The organism is Shewanella sp. M-Br (assembly GCF_036245925.1).
GTDB classification, from domain to species: Bacteria; Pseudomonadota; Gammaproteobacteria; order Enterobacterales; family Shewanellaceae; genus Shewanella; species Shewanella oncorhynchi.
Window position 1 is genome coordinate 86425 of record NZ_BJBV01000023.1, and the last position, 17358, is coordinate 103782.

At 44.4% G+C, this 17358-nt stretch carries 10 protein-coding genes and 8 tRNA genes; 6 read left to right on the forward strand and 12 right to left on the reverse strand.

The annotated features are described in order from the left end of the window. The first annotated feature begins 521 nt into the window (after window positions 1-521). Complete coding sequence (locus AAA952_RS17960) at window positions 522-4418, forward strand: S8 family serine peptidase (RefSeq protein WP_338258743.1); 3897 nt, start codon at window positions 522-524, stop codon at window positions 4416-4418. Between the two features lie 85 nt (window positions 4419-4503). Here AAA952_RS17960 and AAA952_RS17965 read toward each other — a convergent pair whose 3' ends face one another. Beyond that, window positions 4504-5385 carry a LysR family transcriptional regulator gene (locus tag AAA952_RS17965; protein WP_263176939.1) on the reverse strand — a complete coding sequence of 294 codons (882 nt, stop codon included), beginning with the start codon at window positions 5383-5385 and terminating at the stop codon, window positions 4504-4506. Window positions 5386-5547: 162 nt separating this feature from the next. On the opposite strand from AAA952_RS17965, the gene AAA952_RS17970 reads away from it, so the two are divergent. Further along, window positions 5548-6795 (forward strand): MFS transporter, encoded by a 1248-nt coding sequence (locus tag AAA952_RS17970; protein ID WP_219234031.1) that lies wholly within the window; start codon window positions 5548-5550, stop codon window positions 6793-6795. Window positions 6796-6811: 16 nt separating this feature from the next. On the opposite strand, the gene AAA952_RS17975 is transcribed toward AAA952_RS17970, so the two are convergent. From AAA952_RS17975 to AAA952_RS18025, 11 genes are all read right to left on the reverse strand, one after another. Further along, window positions 6812-8191 carry a sigma-54-dependent transcriptional regulator gene (locus tag AAA952_RS17975; RefSeq protein ID WP_173497699.1) on the reverse strand — a complete coding sequence of 460 codons (1380 nt, stop codon included), beginning with the start codon at window positions 8189-8191 and terminating at the stop codon, window positions 6812-6814. Between the two features lie 4 nt (window positions 8192-8195). Further along, entirely contained in the window at window positions 8196-9992 is a 1797-nt protein-coding gene (locus tag AAA952_RS17980) for a sensor histidine kinase (protein WP_263178000.1), read from the reverse strand. A gap of 129 nt (window positions 9993-10121) precedes the next feature. Further along, on the reverse strand, window positions 10122-11519 hold the full coding sequence (locus AAA952_RS17985; RefSeq protein ID WP_028761090.1) for a TRAP transporter large permease: 1398 nt from the start codon (window positions 11517-11519) through the stop codon (window positions 10122-10124). Continuing rightward, entirely contained in the window at window positions 11519-12175 is a 657-nt protein-coding gene (locus AAA952_RS17990; protein WP_173497702.1) for a TRAP transporter small permease, read from the reverse strand. The genes AAA952_RS17985 and AAA952_RS17990 overlap by 1 nt, the downstream gene beginning before the upstream one ends. A 59-nt stretch (window positions 12176-12234) precedes the next feature. Then, on the reverse strand, window positions 12235-13254 hold the full coding sequence (locus AAA952_RS17995) for a TRAP transporter substrate-binding protein (RefSeq protein WP_113941003.1): 1020 nt from the start codon (window positions 13252-13254) through the stop codon (window positions 12235-12237). Between the two features lie 467 nt (window positions 13255-13721). Beyond that, window positions 13722-13952, reverse strand: a complete 231-nt coding sequence (locus AAA952_RS18000; RefSeq protein ID WP_338258744.1) for a hypothetical protein — start codon at window positions 13950-13952, stop codon at window positions 13722-13724. Between the two features lie 167 nt (window positions 13953-14119). Then, a tRNA-Val gene (locus AAA952_RS18005) sits at window positions 14120-14195 on the reverse strand. Window positions 14196-14223: 28 nt separating this feature from the next. Continuing rightward, window positions 14224-14299: transfer RNA gene (locus AAA952_RS18010), tRNA-Val, on the reverse strand. A gap of 48 nt (window positions 14300-14347) precedes the next feature. Then, a tRNA-Val gene (locus AAA952_RS18015) sits at window positions 14348-14423 on the reverse strand. A 37-nt stretch (window positions 14424-14460) separates the two neighbouring features. Continuing rightward, a tRNA-Val gene (locus AAA952_RS18020) sits at window positions 14461-14536 on the reverse strand. Between the two features lie 44 nt (window positions 14537-14580). Next, window positions 14581-14656, reverse strand: a tRNA-Val gene (locus AAA952_RS18025). A 608-nt stretch (window positions 14657-15264) separates the two neighbouring features. Here AAA952_RS18025 and gltX point away from each other — a divergent pair. The 4 genes from gltX to AAA952_RS18045 all read left to right on the forward strand — a co-directional run bounded on the left by gltX (window position 15265) and on the right by AAA952_RS18045 (window position 17173). Next, window positions 15265-16674: a glutamate--tRNA ligase gene (gene gltX / locus AAA952_RS18030; protein WP_113941005.1), complete on the forward strand. Its 1410-nt coding sequence runs from the start codon at window positions 15265-15267 to the stop codon at window positions 16672-16674. A gap of 105 nt (window positions 16675-16779) precedes the next feature. Then, window positions 16780-16855, forward strand: a tRNA-Ala gene (locus tag AAA952_RS18035). Between the two features lie 62 nt (window positions 16856-16917). Beyond that, window positions 16918-16993 (forward strand) — tRNA-Glu (locus tag AAA952_RS18040). A gap of 104 nt (window positions 16994-17097) precedes the next feature. Then, window positions 17098-17173, forward strand: a tRNA-Ala gene (locus AAA952_RS18045). Window positions 17174-17358: the final 185 nt, after the last annotated feature.

A 17358-nucleotide genomic window follows, 5' to 3' on the forward strand; every position in this document is an offset into this window, starting at 1 on the left:
AAATGCATACAATTTGTTAATTTAATGTTTAGTTTTTGATTCTTTGTTGTTTTATCTAGGGTCTTTTGTGTTTATTTTGTAACTAATGATATTTATAAAAAAGAATATTTATTTACGGGGGTTTATTCTGTTTAACCTAAGGCTATTTTTGAGTTGACACTTAAAGGTTTAGTTTAACTATTTGATTTAATGTTTATTATTTGTTTTTATCGATTTTTATACTACGACTTATCGTTGGGACATAAAATAGTCTGATAAAGGTTCTATGGATTTATTTTAACAAGGTATGAGCTTGTTCGTCATTTACTGAATTACGTTCTGTTAATTTACTGTTTTAATTTGTATCATCGCGTGTTACAAATTGTCGCGATAAAACTCAGTGATCATCATCACAGTAAATTGAATGGTTATTCATAAAAAATGTCAGTTACGGGTGATGTTTTTGGTTGTCGCAGCGTTTTCATGCCACCCAAACCTGAGTTTTATAAATCATACAACTTATAAGAATTAGGGAAGTCACAATGAAAACTAAAATAGCACTTGCAGTGTCTATGGCACTGTTATCGTCGGCGGCAAATGCACAAACCGTATTATCACCTACGGGTGAAACCTTGCAGTTAGATATTCCAAGTGAATTACAAGTCACTTCATTACGCGGTAACGCTGCCGGAGCTGAGGTTAAGTTTGTACCTGAAGCAGATTTAGGTGAGGGTGAATATACTTATATCGTTCGTTTACGCGATAGTTCGGTTGCTAATTACCAAGGAACTATTCCAGGATTGAAAGCGACTAGTTCACAAAGAGTGCAGGTAAACGGTACTTCAAAAGTTGCTGTGAACGGTAAACTTGATGCTTCTAAAGCTGAAGTCAAAAGTTATGTTAGTTATTTGAAAGTAAAACAGAACCGATTTTTAGCTAACGCGAGTGCGGCTGTTGGCACTAATCTGCAACCATTAACGACATATCAGTATGCGTTAAACGGTATGGCGGTTCGCATGACTCAAGCTCAAGCGAAGAAAATGGCTGAGTTACCTGAGGTTGCGTTTGTTGAGCGCGAGCGCATGGAGCAAATGGAAACCGACGTCAGTCAAGCGCTTATCGGTTCTCCTAATGTATGGGATGGCAGCGCGACGGGCACGAAAGCCATGGGGGAAGGCGTGATCGTCGGTATTATCGACTCAGGTATTAACTCAGATCATGCTTCTTTCGCTGATGTTGGCCAAGATGGCTATGACCACACAAACCCATTAGGTCAAGGCATCTATATTGGTGATTGTAAAACTGATTTCGCGAGCATGTGTAATGACAAGTTGATTGGAGTTCGCAGTTACTCTGAGATAACAAATAACTACGACGATGCAAAAGTGTTTGGTGACACCCCTCCAGCTAAAAATGGTGAGGATTACGGTGGGCATGGTACTCACGTTGCGAGTACCGCAGCAGGTAACATCCTAGTGAATGTGCCTTATGTGCAAGGTGAAACAGGTAAGTTAGAAAGCGATGGCATTGCGACAGGCCTTGAATTTAAACAAATCTCAGGTGTTGCACCACATGCAAACATCATAGCTTATCAAATTTGTAATCCGGGTAATGCGGGCGACACTTATTCAGGGTGTCCAAGTGCACCGATTTTAAAAGCCTTAGATGATGCGATTAAAGATGGCGTCGATGTGCTTAACTTTTCTATCAGTGGCGGTGGAAACCCGTGGAATAGTGCGACGGAACAAGGCTTTTTAGCCGCGCGTAATGCAGGGATTTTTGCTGCAGTGGCTGCGGGTAACACACGTGCCGCGACAAGCACGAGCCCTGCGATTAATCAAACACCTTACTCTACGCCTAAAAATGCACCTTGGTATACTTCGGTCGCTAACTCGACTCATAACCGTGACATAGTACGCGCCGTGGAATTTAATGGTAAAAACTATCATTACACTGCTGGTTCTGGTCCGGTTCAAACTGAAGTGCTCAAAGGTGTTCCCCTTTATGCTGGCGCAATCGATGCGACCAATTTTGAAGCCTGTAAACCGTTCCCAGCAGATGCCTTTAAAGACAAGATCGCCGTTTTAAGACGCGGTGTTTGCTCATTCGATATCAAAGTGGCCGCAGCAATGGCCGCTGGCGCTAAGGGTGTGATTGTTTTCAATAGAGATGGTGAAAATAATGCGCGTCTGACTATGTCGGGGCTGGATAAATTGAATATTCCAGCGGTATTTATTGGTGATATTGATGGCTTAGAATTGATTGCTGCTATGGCGGCAAATCCTGCTCTTGAAATCACGCTGTCTCCAACCCCTAAAGTTGCCAGTAAAGAAGCGGATGTTTTATCTGCCAGTTCATTGATTGGACCTAATCTGACTAACGATGTACTCGTACCCTATGTTGCTGCACCGGGCAGTGACATCTACGCTGCTTATTCCGACCAACAGTTTGGCCATGATGAAACAGGTACAGATCCTGCCGATTTCACTTTGATGTCAGGTACTTCAATGGCGAGTCCTCACGTTGCCGGTGCTGGTGCGTTACTTAAATCGCTACATAAGGATTGGACGCCAGACAACATTCGTTCTGCGCTAATGATGACGTCAACGACAGCCCAAGCCATGAAAAAAGCCGATGGTAAAACCGTTGCTGATCCGTTTGACGTAGGAGCCGGTCGTATTCGTGTTGATTTAGCGGCAAAAACGGGCTTAGTGATGGATGAAAGTGCCTTAAACTACGAGATTGCTAATCCTTCGACAGGTGGCGATCCACGTAAGCTAAACATTCCAAGCATGGCTGATTCACGTTGTATCGATACTTGTACTTGGACACGTACTGTTACTGCAACGGCTGATGGTAGCTGGACTGCAAAAGGCGTTTCCGCAACGGATAAATTCGCGTTAACTGTGACGCCAGAAAGCTTTAATCTCAAAAAAGGTGAAAGCCAAACGATTACAGTGACTGCGGATGTGACTGACGTCGGTGCAAGTTGGGGCTTTGGTAACTTAGTATTAACGTCCGATACTTTCCCAACGGCTAATATGCCGATCGTAGCTAAGATAGCTAAACGCGATTTACCTGCTTTGGTTAATGTTTCAGCCTCACGTGATGCAGATGAACGTAATTTGGCGCACTTGAAAGCGATTGATCTACCCGGTGTTGCGGCGACAGTGACTGCACTTAAATTAAGCGCTACTTATGAATCAAGTGTGAAACAGGATTCAAATACCGATAGTGCATTTGATGATTTGGCCGATGGCGTAAAAGTATTTAGCTTTAATGTTGAAGATAAAGCTTTATATTTCAATGCATCAATCGGTAATACAACCTCTCCTGACTTAGACATGTTTGTGATACTCGATAAGAAAGACGGTAGCAAGCTTTCTATCGCGGCATCTTCTGCGTTTGGCGGTTCAAAGGAAAGTGTATCCATTAAGAACCCAGTGAAGGGTGAGTATATTGTCGTTGTACAAAACTATCAGGCATCTGCAGCCGATGCGGATGATGCCTTTAGTTTGAAACAAGTAACCTTATATGATGAAGCGGGTGATAACTTAACTGCAAATCTTACGGGTGATCATAAAGATTTCAATGTCAACTTAGCATGGAAACAAGCGATGCTAGTGGGAGATGCTGGCATAGCTATGCTGACGCTGACCACCACTGATGACAAAGTCGCACCTGTTAAAATTCCGGTCGTATTTGAGCGCGTTAGTGATGACGTATTACCTCCTCTAGGCAGTACTGTTTCTGGTGAATTAACACCTGGCACCGCTAAAGTGATGAAGACACGTATTGAAGCGAACAAAACGCAAGAAACCCGTGTTTACACCCTAGAGGCGTTATTACCTGAAGGTCATGAAGTGGCTAATATTAGCCATCAAGGTGCGCAAGTGGGCAATAAGATCACTTGGACTATCGAAATGGCCTCTGCTGCTGCGGCATTAGATGTCACATTTGACTTAGTGCCACGTAAGGCGAGTCAAGGCAACATAGTGGCATTGACCAACAAAGTGAATAACGACTCGGCTGAAATCTTGAAGCAGGAGTATCAATTTGATGTTCCAGAAGTGGCGCCAGTCGCTGTGATTGAAGCTCCTGCCACTGTCCAAGAAGGTAAACCTTTGTTCATCGATGCGAGCAAGTCGTCGGATGCCAACAATGATCCTTTGACCTACAAATGGACTCAGTTAGGGGGCACCAGCTTTAACTTTGACGCTAATGCGGCCAAGCTTAATCTCGTTGCACCAAACGTGAGTGGCTCTGCTCAGACTGTTTCATTCCAACTGACAGTATCTGATAACCACGGCAATAAAGATTCAAGTGTTGTGTCTGTATCTGTGACTGAAACACCAGCCAAGAAAGATGATGGTGGTGCCTTAGGTTGGTTAAGCTTGTTGTTGCTACCTTTTGCTTTTGGTCGTCGTAAACAAGGCTAAACCCTCAGAGTAAAATCGGAAGGTTTAATGGTAAGAGAGAAGGGCTGATATTGATATCAGCCCTTTTTGTATTTGCTGGTTTGTGTTAGCGATTTGACATTAAAAAATCGACAAATGCGCGGTCTGCTTGGCTGACGGGGCGCTGCTTTTTCCATGCAATATGGAGGTTTAAAAATACCGGTGGATCGAAGGGTTTGGCTAAAATGTCATCTTTTGAGCTTATCGCCATCTCAAGTACACTGGTGATCCCAAATCCTTGGGAAACAATCTGTTTAATCAGATTAATCAAATTGGTCTCGAAGGCAATATTGGGCTTTTTGCCTAATTCTTTGGCTTGAGAGAGTATCCACTCTCGGTGGAAATAACCTGTTTTGAACATCACTAATTCATGGTCGAAAAAGTCATGTAGACTCACAGCGCTATGTTCCGCTAAAGGGTGTTCGGCACCCATGGCGATCACCATTTGCTCACGGATCAACAGCTGACTATCAAATTCGGGCTGTAGGTCTTGGGCGGTAATGATCGCAATATCCACTTCTTCCTGTTGCAACATGCGCAGTGCATCCCGTGTCCCGCCTTCAAACAGTGATAGTTTCAATTCGGGGTATTTATGCCGAAAAGCCATTAAGCGCGAGGGGAGATAGAAAGAACCCAGCATGCCCGGCACGGCAATGCGGACCTCTCCCGAGGTGAGATTGGCCATGGCGCGGATTTGCGCTTCGGCCTGTTTAACCTGTTTCAGGATCAAAGTGGCATGTTGATGCAGGACTAAACCTTCGGCCGTGAGTGTGAGCAGTTTATCATTCTTGTTGCTCGTACGATTGACTAAGGTGACGCCGAGTGCGACCTCTAAGCGCTTGATACTTTGGCTTAACGCGGGCTGAGCCATATTCAGTTTCTTGGCTGCGGCGGTAAAGCTGCCGGTATTGGCAAGGGCATCTAAATGTTTGAGTTGGCGAATATCCATTAATCGGGCTCGTACTATTTTATCAGTGGCAAGAAGTGTACTTTTGGTGCGCTATTTCTATAACAAAAATCAATGATTACGATAGATATTATCTATTATTGTTATGTTATGCCCAGTGATAATCTTTGTCTATCCTATGAGTGATACTTGGTTGAGGCTCCCGTGCAAGCCGTATTAGATACTATGATTGACAATAAACAGCGTGACACCCGATTGATGTGGGCGCTCTGCGTCGCTTCAGTGGTGGTCTATATCAACTTGTATTTAATGCAAGGCATGTTGCCGCTGATTGCGGAACATTTTGCGGTATCAGGCTCTAAAGCGACGTTAATCCTGTCGGTAACCAGTTTTTCCTTAGCCTTTTCATTGCTCTTGTATGCGGTACTGTCAGATCGTATCGGTCGACACACTCCAATCATTGTCAGCTTGTGGTTATTGGCATTGTCTAACTTACTATTAATCTGGGCGCCGGATTTTAATGGATTAGTGCTAGTACGATTGCTACAAGGTGCATTACTCGCTGCCGTACCTGCGATTGCCATGGCGTACTTTAAGGAGCAATTATCACCAAGCACTATGCTGAAAGCCGCAGGCATTTATATTATGGCGAACAGTATTGGCGGGATTGTTGGACGTCTGCTCGGTGGTTTAATGTCGCAGTTTTTATCTTGGCAAGAATCTATGTGGTTGCTGTTTCTAGTGACGTTAGCGGGGGTGGCTTTAGTGAACTATTTGCTGCCTTCACTTGCCGATGCGCAGTCGATGTCACCCAGTAACACTGAGCCTTCCTTATCAAAACGCGCCCGTTTAGCGCAAGATCTTCATGGCTTTAGTCATCATCTGACCGATGCGCAAATGCGTTTGGTCTACGCGATTGGCGGCTTGACCTTTATGATGATGGTGAATCAATTTAGCTTTATTCAACTGCATTTGATGGCTCCACCCTATGAATGGAGTCGTTTCCAAGCCACCTTGATTTTTCTGTGTTATTCCAGCGGGACTATTGCGTCGTATTTCACTGCGAAATGGCTCGCCAAATTTGGTCAACATAAATTATATCAATGGTCTTGGTGCGTGATGTTGCTCGGCAGTTTACTGACCCTGTTTGATACCACTTTGACCATTAGCTTAGGTTTTTTAATGACCGCCTGTGGGTTCTTCCTTACCCACAGTTGCTGTAATTCCTTTGTTGCAATGCGGGCCAGTCGTGATCGAGCTAAGGCGACGTCACTCTATTTATGTTGTTATTACTTAGGTGCTGCGATTGGCGGCCCTTATTTGATGATGTTTTGGCATGAGGCGCAGTGGCGCGGTGTGGTGATGGGATCGTTAACCTTATTAGCCTTGATTGCCTTAGCAATCACCCGTTTGCATTACCATCAAACTCATGTCAAACGGGCGTTGGTCTAAAGCTTAAATATGCCCTTTAGTCATCGGAATTAATGTATTGTTTGCGGTCTAAATCGTATTTACGCATTTTGTCGTAGAGGGTTTTGCGGGGCAGTTCTAGCTGCTCCATGGTCTGCTTAATACTGCCCTTGTTGTGGCTAAGTGCTTCTTCAATCAGTACCCGTTCAAAAAACTCTACCCTTTGTAGCAGGGACATACTCGAGTGCAGGCTTGGAGTATTGCCTAACGTGCCAGCAAAGGCGGCTTCTCCGCCCAGTAGCACAAAGCGTTCAGCGAGATTACGTAACTCACGCACATTGCCTGGCCAGTCGTGGGAAGTAAGTATCGCGTTTTGCTCCGCATTTAAGGCGATAAGCGCTTTGTGATAGCGTGCCGATGCGACGCGGGCAAAGTGTAAAAAGAGTAACGGAATATCTTCACGGCGATCTCTCAAGGGAGGGATGGGCACAGTCACCAGATTTAAGCGATACAACAAGTCTTGGCGGAATTCCCCAGTGTCACACAGGCTCTTTAAATCTACTTTAGTGGCGGCGATTACCCGTATATCAAGGCTGATGCTTTTGTTTGACCCTAAGCGTTCAACCTTACGGTCTTCAAGTACCCGCAGCAGTTTTACTTGCAGCGACAGTGGCGTACTTTCAATTTCATCTAAAAATAATGTACCGCCGTTGGCGTATTCAAACTTACCAATGCGCATCTTATCGACGCCAGTAAAGGCCCCCGCTTCGGCGCCAAAGAGCTCACTTTCAATCAGGTTTTCGGGGATTGCACCACAGTTGATGGCGACAAAGTTGGCTTGGCTGCGGCTGCTGTGGTCGTGTAAATAGCGGGCGACAAGTTCTTTACCTGTACCGGTTTCGCCTTCAATTAACACATCCGCAGGCGTATCTATCACTTGCGTTATGATGTGGCGCATACGGTTGATGCCGACACTGTTGCCCAAAATACGAGGGCCCGGTACGCTTTGGCTTTCGAGATCCTTTTTAAGCTTGCGGTTCTCTAAGGTCAGACTGCGTTTTTCTAAGGCGCGTTTAACTACATCGAGTATATGTTCGTTATTAAAGGGTTTTTCGAGGAAGTCGTAGGCGCCTTGTTTTAACGCATTGACTGCCATGGCTATATCACCAAAACCAGTGAGTAGCACGACGGGGAGATCGGGATCTTGCAGACGGATTTGTTGCATTAAGCTGATGCCGTCTAATTGTGGCATGTTGACATCCGATATCACCATTCCCGCCCAATCTTTATGCAGCAACTTAGCGATACCTTTGGGTTCTGTGGTGGCGAGCGCCTTAATGCCCTCCAGTTCAAATAGTTGAACGAGAACTGTGCCTATGTGCGGCTCATCGTCGATGATGAGAACAGAATAATCTTGAATTGAATTGGGCACACTCATAAAACTAACGTTCCTCGAGCAAGTAAATAGGTAAAATAATCTGGAAAATAGCGCCACCCTCTTCGGCATTGGCAACGTTAATTTGGCCTTGCATGGATTCGATAATACGTTGTGAAATCGATAAGCCTAGCCCCAGTCCGTGCCGTTCGTTGGTGGTAAAGTAGGGTTCGAAGATTTTCTCCATTTGGCTTTCACGTACACCCGGGCCTGAATCTTGGATACTGATGCAAAACTTATCCTCACTGGTCACGCGGATAATCAATTGGCGTTTAACCGATTGTTGCATAGCGACAATGGCGTTGCTCATAATGTTGACAAACACTTGTTGTAATCTAACCTTATCGCCCCAAACCTGATAGTTGCCGTTGGGTAATTGCACATCGAGTTCAACACCCTGTTTATCAATTGCAGGTTGAACTATGGTCAGGGCTTGCTTGATACAGCGGCCAATATCGGTTGCGCTATCAGCGCCTTGGCTCTTGCGGGTAAAGCTTTTAAATTGCCCAACAATATCGGCTAATCTGTCGGTAAGTTCAATAATAATCTTGATATTATCCAGTGCCTTATCTTGCATATCACGGGCGAGAAAAGTTTGGGTATTTTGGGCATAGCTGCGAAGTGCCGCGAGTGGTTGATTGAGTTCATGGTTAATACTGGCGGATAAACTTCCGATCACTGTCAGTTTTGCCGCTTGGATCAGTTCATCTTGAGTATCTTTGAGCTGATTGTTAGCCTGTTGTAAGTCCTGAGTACGTTCTTCAACTCGCTGTTCTAACAGGCTTTGTGCTAGTTGCATTCGGTGTAGATTGCGACGGCGCTCGGCGTTAAATAGGATGCTGAGTGCCAGCAAAAGATAAATACTGGCTGACAGTAACATCAGCGCGGGCAAAGAGGTCAGTAAAGGTTTGATTGGCGCTAAGATGTGTACTCGCCAGCCTGCCTTAGCCATTGATTGGTGGATGTCCATGTATTGTTCATGGTCTGTACCCGTTTGCAGTTGGTAGAGCATAGCTTGACTACCACTTTCATAGGGCGGCTTCATCAACAACTCTCCTATGGGACGTTCTGCATAGCGTTTAGAGGCATTAAGGGCATATTGCTTGGCTTGGGTAAGCGGGGTTAATGACTTTAACCGCCATTCATCGATACTGGAAATAAAGACGATATCTTCAGGATCACTGATAAGGAACTGATACTGCCCCGCAATTGCGATACTGGTACTTTGTTGCTCTATGTCGGCAATGTTAACTTTGACTATGATGGCCCCAAGTATGCCTTTACCACCTTGTTGATAAATAGGGTAAGAGAAATAAAATCCGCGCTTATCTGAGCTGGTACCCACTGCGTAATAACGGCCTAGATTGCCCGAGATAGCATCTGTGTAATAGGGTCTAAAGGAGTAGTCCTTGCCAATAAAGGAAAAACTTTGTTGCCAGTTACTGGCGGCAATGGCGATACCTAAGGCATCAATCAGATAGATATCGGATGCTTCGGTGACATGCTGAATTTCTTCGAGATATAAATTAAGCTCTTGGACTTTATCAGGATTCTGCTGGTCGTTCAGGACATTGGCGAGCATTGGGTTAGTCGAGAGCACGTGGGGAATACTTTCGTAGCGCGATAGTGCACCATCGAGAAAACTGACTAATTCCTTTAGTTGTTTCTCCGATTGCTTTTGGATCTCGATTTTACCTTGATGCAAATGCACCCAGTAGGTCAGTTTGAGGGTTGCAAATAGGCCTGCAAGTAACACAACGGTCAGAAAGAGGCGTTTCTTGGCCTTAGGCGTCATGGGCAACATGGTGGTTATCCTGATAAAGCAACGGGATCAATAACTGATACTGCGCATAATAAAACAAAGCGAGCCTGACTAGGCTCGCTTAAAATCTATCTGTAATCAAGGGGTAATCTCACAACCTTGAATTGCAGACTAATATCCACGCATCGAATCCAACCATTCAGGTAAGAAGAGTGAAATCTGTGGTACGTAAGTAATCAGGGCTAAGAAGGCTAGCATCACGAGTAACCAAGGCAGAACCGACTGAATCACCCAACCAATACTGCGCCCCGTGATCCCCGCGGTGACAAAGAGATTGAGTCCCACCGGCGGCGTTAGCATACCGATCTCCATGTTCACGACCATGATGATACCTAAGTGGATAGGATCTATGCCTAATTGCGTTGCAATAGGGAACAGAATTGGCGCCATAATGAGTACAATCGCCGATGGCTCCATAAAGTTACCGGCAGCAAGCAACAGTAAGTTAACGATGATCAGGAATCCCCAGGCGGGTAAACCCATGCTAACAATATACTCAGCAATAATGTGAGGGATACGTTCTGTGGTTAATACATGTGCAAATAGCATAGCGTTAGCTATGATAAACAGCAGCATGATACTGACCTTGGCACCATCGCGCACAACATGACGTATGTCTTTGTCTATAGGCGTTTTAATCAGTCCTAAGAACATATGGCCTAAGTTACGCGCAGTTGCTTTGGCTAAGTTTTCACCTTGATTACGCCATGCCACGTCTTTTAATGGCCCGATATCACGGTAGCCAAATACCGCAATAAGGTAAGCATATACACAAGCCACAGCTGATGCTTCGGTTGGGCTAGCGACGCCACCATAGATAGAGCCTAATACGATAAAGATGAGTGCTAATCCACCCATTGCCTTGGCACTTGAAATCCCCAGTTGTTTAACGCCAGGAAAAGGGCGTGAGGGCAAGTTTTTAAAGCGGGCAACGATATAAATGACGATCATCAATATAAATCCCATCATTAAACCTGGGATTAAGCCTGCCATAAACATTTTTGCAGCCGACACTTCAGTTGCTGCGGCATACACTAACATGACGATTGAAGGTGGGATCAAAATCCCGAGAGTGCCAGAGGTCGTGATCACGCCTGCAGCAAATTTTTCGGGATAACCTGCTTTTACCATGCCGACTATGACGATAGAACCAATTGCCGCAACAGTCGCAGGAGATGATCCAGAAACTGCAGCAAACAGCATACATGCCATAACGGATGCCATTGCTAATCCACCACGGACATGTCCAATACTGTCCATGGCAAAATCGATAATCCGTCTAGCAACACCACCCGTTGATAGGAAGGCGGATGATAGAATAAAGAAGGGGATAGCGAGTAAAGTGTAATGCTCAGATGAAGACTCATACAGCTTGAGTGCAACTGAAGCTAAGGAGTCATTCGAGAACAATAAAATCGTCAGCATGCTGGAAAAACCTAATGCGATAGCGATAGGCATACCGAGAAACATACATACGAATAGGGCGGTAAATAGGGTTGCAATAGCCATTATTTAGCCTCCTTTTGGTCAGAGACTGGATCTACTTTAGCGTTTTTAGCGCTCTCATCGATTAAATGCATACTTTCTTTCGCTTCATCGGCAAATTGGAAGCCTGAGACTTGGTCACGCAGAATGGCGATAAAAAGTTCGACGAAACGCCAAGTCAACATAAAAAAGCCAATGATTAAAATACTTTGAGATAACCAAATCGGTATTGCGCCGTCTTCAATATCGATTTTTAAAGTGTTCCAAGCAAAATCTGGATCAAGGCTTTTTAATATAAATTGTGGGAAATGAATGTCTTCCATAGGCAAACCGATTTGATACATCTGGCTTAAGTAATCCCAACTGCCTTTTAAAAAGAGTCCGCAATAGACGATACAAACAAAGGCAGTAATAAGAGATACTATCTTTTTAGCCTTTGGCGCTAAATTTTTAACAAACGCATCGACACCAATATGGGCACCGACTTTAACCCCATAGGACATACCAAATAACACAAACCAACCGCAAAAGGTTAATGTAAGTTCTTGGATCCAAAGAAAACCCGTGTTGAAGAAGAAGCGAGCGACGACTTCTGAAAACACTAGCAGCGTCATCAGAGTGATCAATAAATTGAGCACACCTTCTTCAATATAACCAAATATTCGCGATATCACAGCCATAATCCCCTCGCTGAAATGGCCGCCTAAGCTCGGTTGAGCTTAAGCGGCTATTATCATTATTATTTATTTGCAGCTACAGCAGCATCAATCACATCTTTACCGATTTGATCTTCAAACTTAGCCCAAACAGGTTTCATTACCTCAACCCATTTTTGACGTTCAGCAGGAGACAGAGTTACTAACTGTGAACGTTTAGAATCAAGGATTAACTGTTTGTCTTCATTGTCTTTTTCAGCGGCAATCTTGTTACCTAATGCGATAGATTCGTCTAAAGCTTCTTTGATGATCTTACGTTTGTCAGCAGGTAGACCTTTCCAGAAAGTGTCAGAGGTCACGACCATATAGTCGAGAACACCGTGATTACTTTCAGTGATTTGGCTTTGCACTTCATAGAACTTTTGTGAATAAGTATTTGACCAAGTGTTTTCTTGACCATCGATAGCGCGGGTTTGAAGTAGGGTAAATACTTCAGAGAACGGTTTTTTCACAGGGATTGCACCAACAGCATCAAACTGGGCTGCTAGAACATCAGATGCCATAACGCGGAATTTCAAGCCTTTTGCATCAGCAGGATTTTTAAGTGGTGTGTTAGATGAGAACTGTTTCATACCATTGTGTAAATAACCCAGACCGACAATCCCTTTACGGCTCATGGAGTTCAGTAATGTTTGACCAGCTTCACCTTGTTGGAAACGGTTCACGGCATCCATATCATTGAATAGGAAAGGTAAATCGAATATTTGTAGACGTTTAGTGTAACGCTCAAACTTTGAGAGTGAAGGCGCGACAAATTGTACGTCGTTTAACAGCAGTGCCGCTAGTTCGTTGTTATCCCCAAATAACTGTGAGCTAGGAAATACACTGACTTTGTATTCACCTGGTAAACGTTGTTCAACGAGTTCTTTAAATTTAAGTGCCATTTGGCCTTTAGGTGTGTTTTCTGCCACTACGTGTGAAAACTTAATTTCAATCGGTTCTGCAAATACGTTAAAACTGGTCGCAAATACGGAGGCAACAGCGAGCATTTTGACTAAGGTTTTGAGTGGACGGGTCAATCCAGTTTGTTGATTCAATATCATCTTGAGTTCCTTTTTCTGTTGTTAGGATTTGTCCTCAGTCTTGGTTAGTTTGTTACCAAGTTTGAGTAGGAATACAGCCTTGATTTCCCTGAGGTCTGTCTTACTAAAGGCAAATACCACGCCAACTTACACTGGCTTCTGTAAGTGTTTGGTTACTAAAGTGTAGTTCATTTGATGTTTGTCACACTTTTAGTTTGGTGGGTGAGATCTCGCTCACAGTGATTTTGTGTTTGGGTGGAAACCCACCCATAGTGAAGATCGGCCCCAAATTGACGGCTCTTGTCGTTGCAGATAAATTAAACAAACTTAGTTATTTTGAGATCAAAAAAAGCCGTAAAATTATGCGATATAACGACAAATATTGTGGTGGGCTGCTTTAGGAGGAGAAGTGTAGGTGAGATGTGAAGTCTATGGAGGTTAAGTCGATAGCTATCGTAGTCAATCAAGACACAATTCATTTGATGCTGTTAGTCATCCTCTAAAAGAATACGTTTAAGGATAGCATCGCTAGGTAACAAGGCTAAATGGCCTTGTTCATCAAAGTACCAACCGGTAATAAAGCCTTTTTGGCGCATGTTGACGAGATTATGCATGACTTCCCGCGCTTCTTTTAGAGCCGTTTGCTCATCGCAGGCGTGGGTATGCTTTAAATAAGTGGCGATATTGGCAAGAGAAGCGGATTGACTGACGCTGGCCATAATGTAGATCTCCAAAAATGCTAAAGCAGAATGAAATCAGGCTGAGTGTCGATAGTGCTTAATATTTAACGAAATATAAAATGCCGAACAGCACAATTTATCACTCGCTGATTGAGATCAAGCATAGTTGAGTAAGCGCGTGGGTAAAGTTTATTGGGGGAGATATATGGTGGTCGCTACTGGGCTCGAACCAGTGACCCCCTCCTTGTAAGGGAGGTGCTCTCCCAGCTGAGCTAAGCGACCTGGGATATAACGTGTGTATTGCAGAATATGGTGGTCGCTACTGGGCTCGAACCAGTGACCCCCTCCTTGTAAGGGAGGTGCTCTCCCAGCTGAGCTAAGCGACCTGGGCATTCTTAAATTACACATTTTTTAAGTCATTCTTCACTAAAGAATGGTGGTCGCTACTGGGCTCGAACCAGTGACCCCCTCCTTGTAAGGGAGGTGCTCTCCCAGCTGAGCTAAGCGACCTGGGAATGACTTTTACACATTAATACATTAAGTTATATGGTGGTCGCTACTGGGCTCGAACCAGTGACCCCCTCCTTGTAAGGGAGGTGCTCTCCCAGCTGAGCTAAGCGACCTGGGATATAACGTTTTGTATGCCATAATTTCTTTGTAGAAAATATGGTGGTCGATACTGGGCTCGAACCAGTGACCCCCTCCTTGTAAGGGAGGTGCTCTCCCAGCTGAGCTAATCGACCTCGCTGTGTGGAGCCGTATTATAGGGAGGTTCGATCTAGTGTCAACGCTTTTTAGTGAAAAAAGCATTGGTCGCGCTATTTTTGTCCACATTGGCTTAATGCTAATCATGCCGCCGATCAAAGTGTTATTTAATTCGCCAGTCAATGGTATGCAATTTGGGCGCTCGCGATTAAATACGAGTTGAACTCATCCCATTCACCGGACTTTTTTGTGGTAAAAGTGCTGAGGAAGTGAGTGATTTATAAAAATTAGCGTACTAAATAGTATGAGTGCATTGATAGTGTATAGATGCGCGTGTTCGATGGCGCAGATATTTATAGTCGAAGGAATATAGGTGTAGAGATTTAGGGGTTGGAATATAAAGCCTGAAAAATCATCTCAAGTGTTAGCATTAATCAATGGTGGTGATAGCAATAGTGCCACCTTTATATATCGCTTTATATTGGCTTCCCTATAAAAGGGAGGGATTCGCGACACGATTTAACCAGATAAGTGATACTGTGAAGCTTGTCCCATTTGCAGCGCCTGCTTTGACTGTTAGAATAAGCCCACTTTTTTATCGTGATTGTCTTTATCTAGACGACTTTATATAGGTTAGTGTCCCATTATGACAACTAAGACGCGTTTTGCCCCTAGTCCTACCGGTTTCTTGCATGTTGGTGGTGCCCGTACTGCACTTTATTCTTGGTTACAAGCCCGTGCCAATAACGGTGAGTTTGTATTACGTATTGAAGACACTGATATTGAGCGTTCGACTCAAGCCGCTTGCGATGCGATTTTAGAAGGCATGAACTGGCTAGGTTTGACATGGGACGAGGGCCCATATTACCAAACCAAGCGTTTTGACCGTTATAACGAAATCATTGCTCAAATGTTAGAAAAGGGCACAGCGTATAAATGTTACTGTTCACGTGAGCGAATCGATGCCCTAAGAGAATCACAGGCCGCTAACGGTGAAGCACAAAAGTATGATGGTTGCTGTCGCGACTTACCCGCTCGCGAGACTGATGAACCATTTGTAGTGCGTTTTAAAAATCCAATCGGTGGTTCAGTGGTATTTGATGATCATGTTCGTGGTCGGATTGAATTTTCTAACGATGCATTAGATGACTTGATCATCGCCCGTACCGACGGCGTGCCAACCTATAACTTCTGTGTGGTGGTTGATGATTGGGATATGGGGATCACTTGTGTGGTGCGTGGTGAAGATCATATCAACAATACCCCGCGTCAAATCAACATTCTTAAAGCATTAGGGGCGCCGATCCCAGAATATGCACACGTATCTATGATTCTAGGTGATGACGGCGCTAAGTTGTCCAAGCGCCATGGCGCTGTTAGCGTAATGCAGTACCGTGACGATGGCTATTTACCAGAAGCACTGCTGAACTATTTAGTGCGTTTAGGTTGGTCACATGGCGACCAAGAGATTTTCTCATTAGAAGAAATGAAGCAATTCTTTAAGTTGAGTGACATCAACAAAGCCGCTTCTGCTTTTAATACCGATAAACTGGTGTGGTTGAACCAACACTATATAAAGAGCCTAGATCCAGAATATGTGTCAACACACTTACAATGGCACATGGACGATCAAAAAATTGATCTGTCAAATGGCCCAGCATTAGCAGAAGTGGTCACTGCATTAGCTGAGCGCGCTAAGACTCTAAAAGAGTTAGCTGCATCTAGCCGCTATTTCTATGAAGACTTTGCTGAGTTTGATGAAGCACAGGCGAAAAAGCATTTACGCGGTGTTGCGTTAGAGCCATTGCAACTGGTGCAACAGAAATTATCGGCATTAACTGAGTGGACAGCTGAAGCTATTCATCAGGCAATTGAAGATACTGCGACTGAATTAGATGTGGGTATGGGTAAGGTCGGTATGCCTTTACGTGTTGCAGTAACAGGGGCAGGGCAGTCTCCAGGCCTAGATATCACACTATTTTTAATTGGAAGAAGCCGTTCTGAGCAAAGAATATCCAAAGCGATTGAATTTGTAGCAGATAGAATAAATTCCTAAAAAAACGAGTTGACACTTTTAGGTGCGCTGCATAGAATGCGCCACGCAGTTGAGACACAGTCGAGCAAATGCTTGCAGTGCACTTAAATGTAGTTCGATAGGTTTGGGGTTATAGCTCAGCTGGGAGAGCGCTTGCATGGCATGCAAGAGGTCCACGGTTCGATCCCGTGTAGCTCCACCAAACTTACCGTAGATGTTAAACGGGAACCTTTTCTAGCGAAAAGCTCAAATTAATATGTCCGGGTCCCCTTCGTCTAGAGGCCTAGGACACCGCCCTTTCACGGCGGTAACAGGGGTTCGAATCCCCTAGGGGATACCAAATATTGGTTCCTAGCAAATAACTAACGTGTTGTTTGGTAAGAACAAAATCTAAATTTCTGCTGATACATATACTGCTAAAGTTAGCTGTGTTGACAAAAATTTGGGGCTATAGCTCAGCTGGGAGAGCGCTTGCATGGCATGCAAGAGGTCCACGGTTCGATCCCGTGTAGCTCCACCAATTTACTGCCTTATTAAGCAGAAACGAAAGTTTAAATTAATACACCCAAGGCACAATTCGTTATTTAGAAGAGTGCATATGAGGCCGTAGATGTTAAACGGGAACGTTAGGTTCAAATTAATATGTCCGGGTCCCCTTCGTCTAGAGGCCTAGGACACCGCCCTTTCACGGCGGTAACAGGGGTT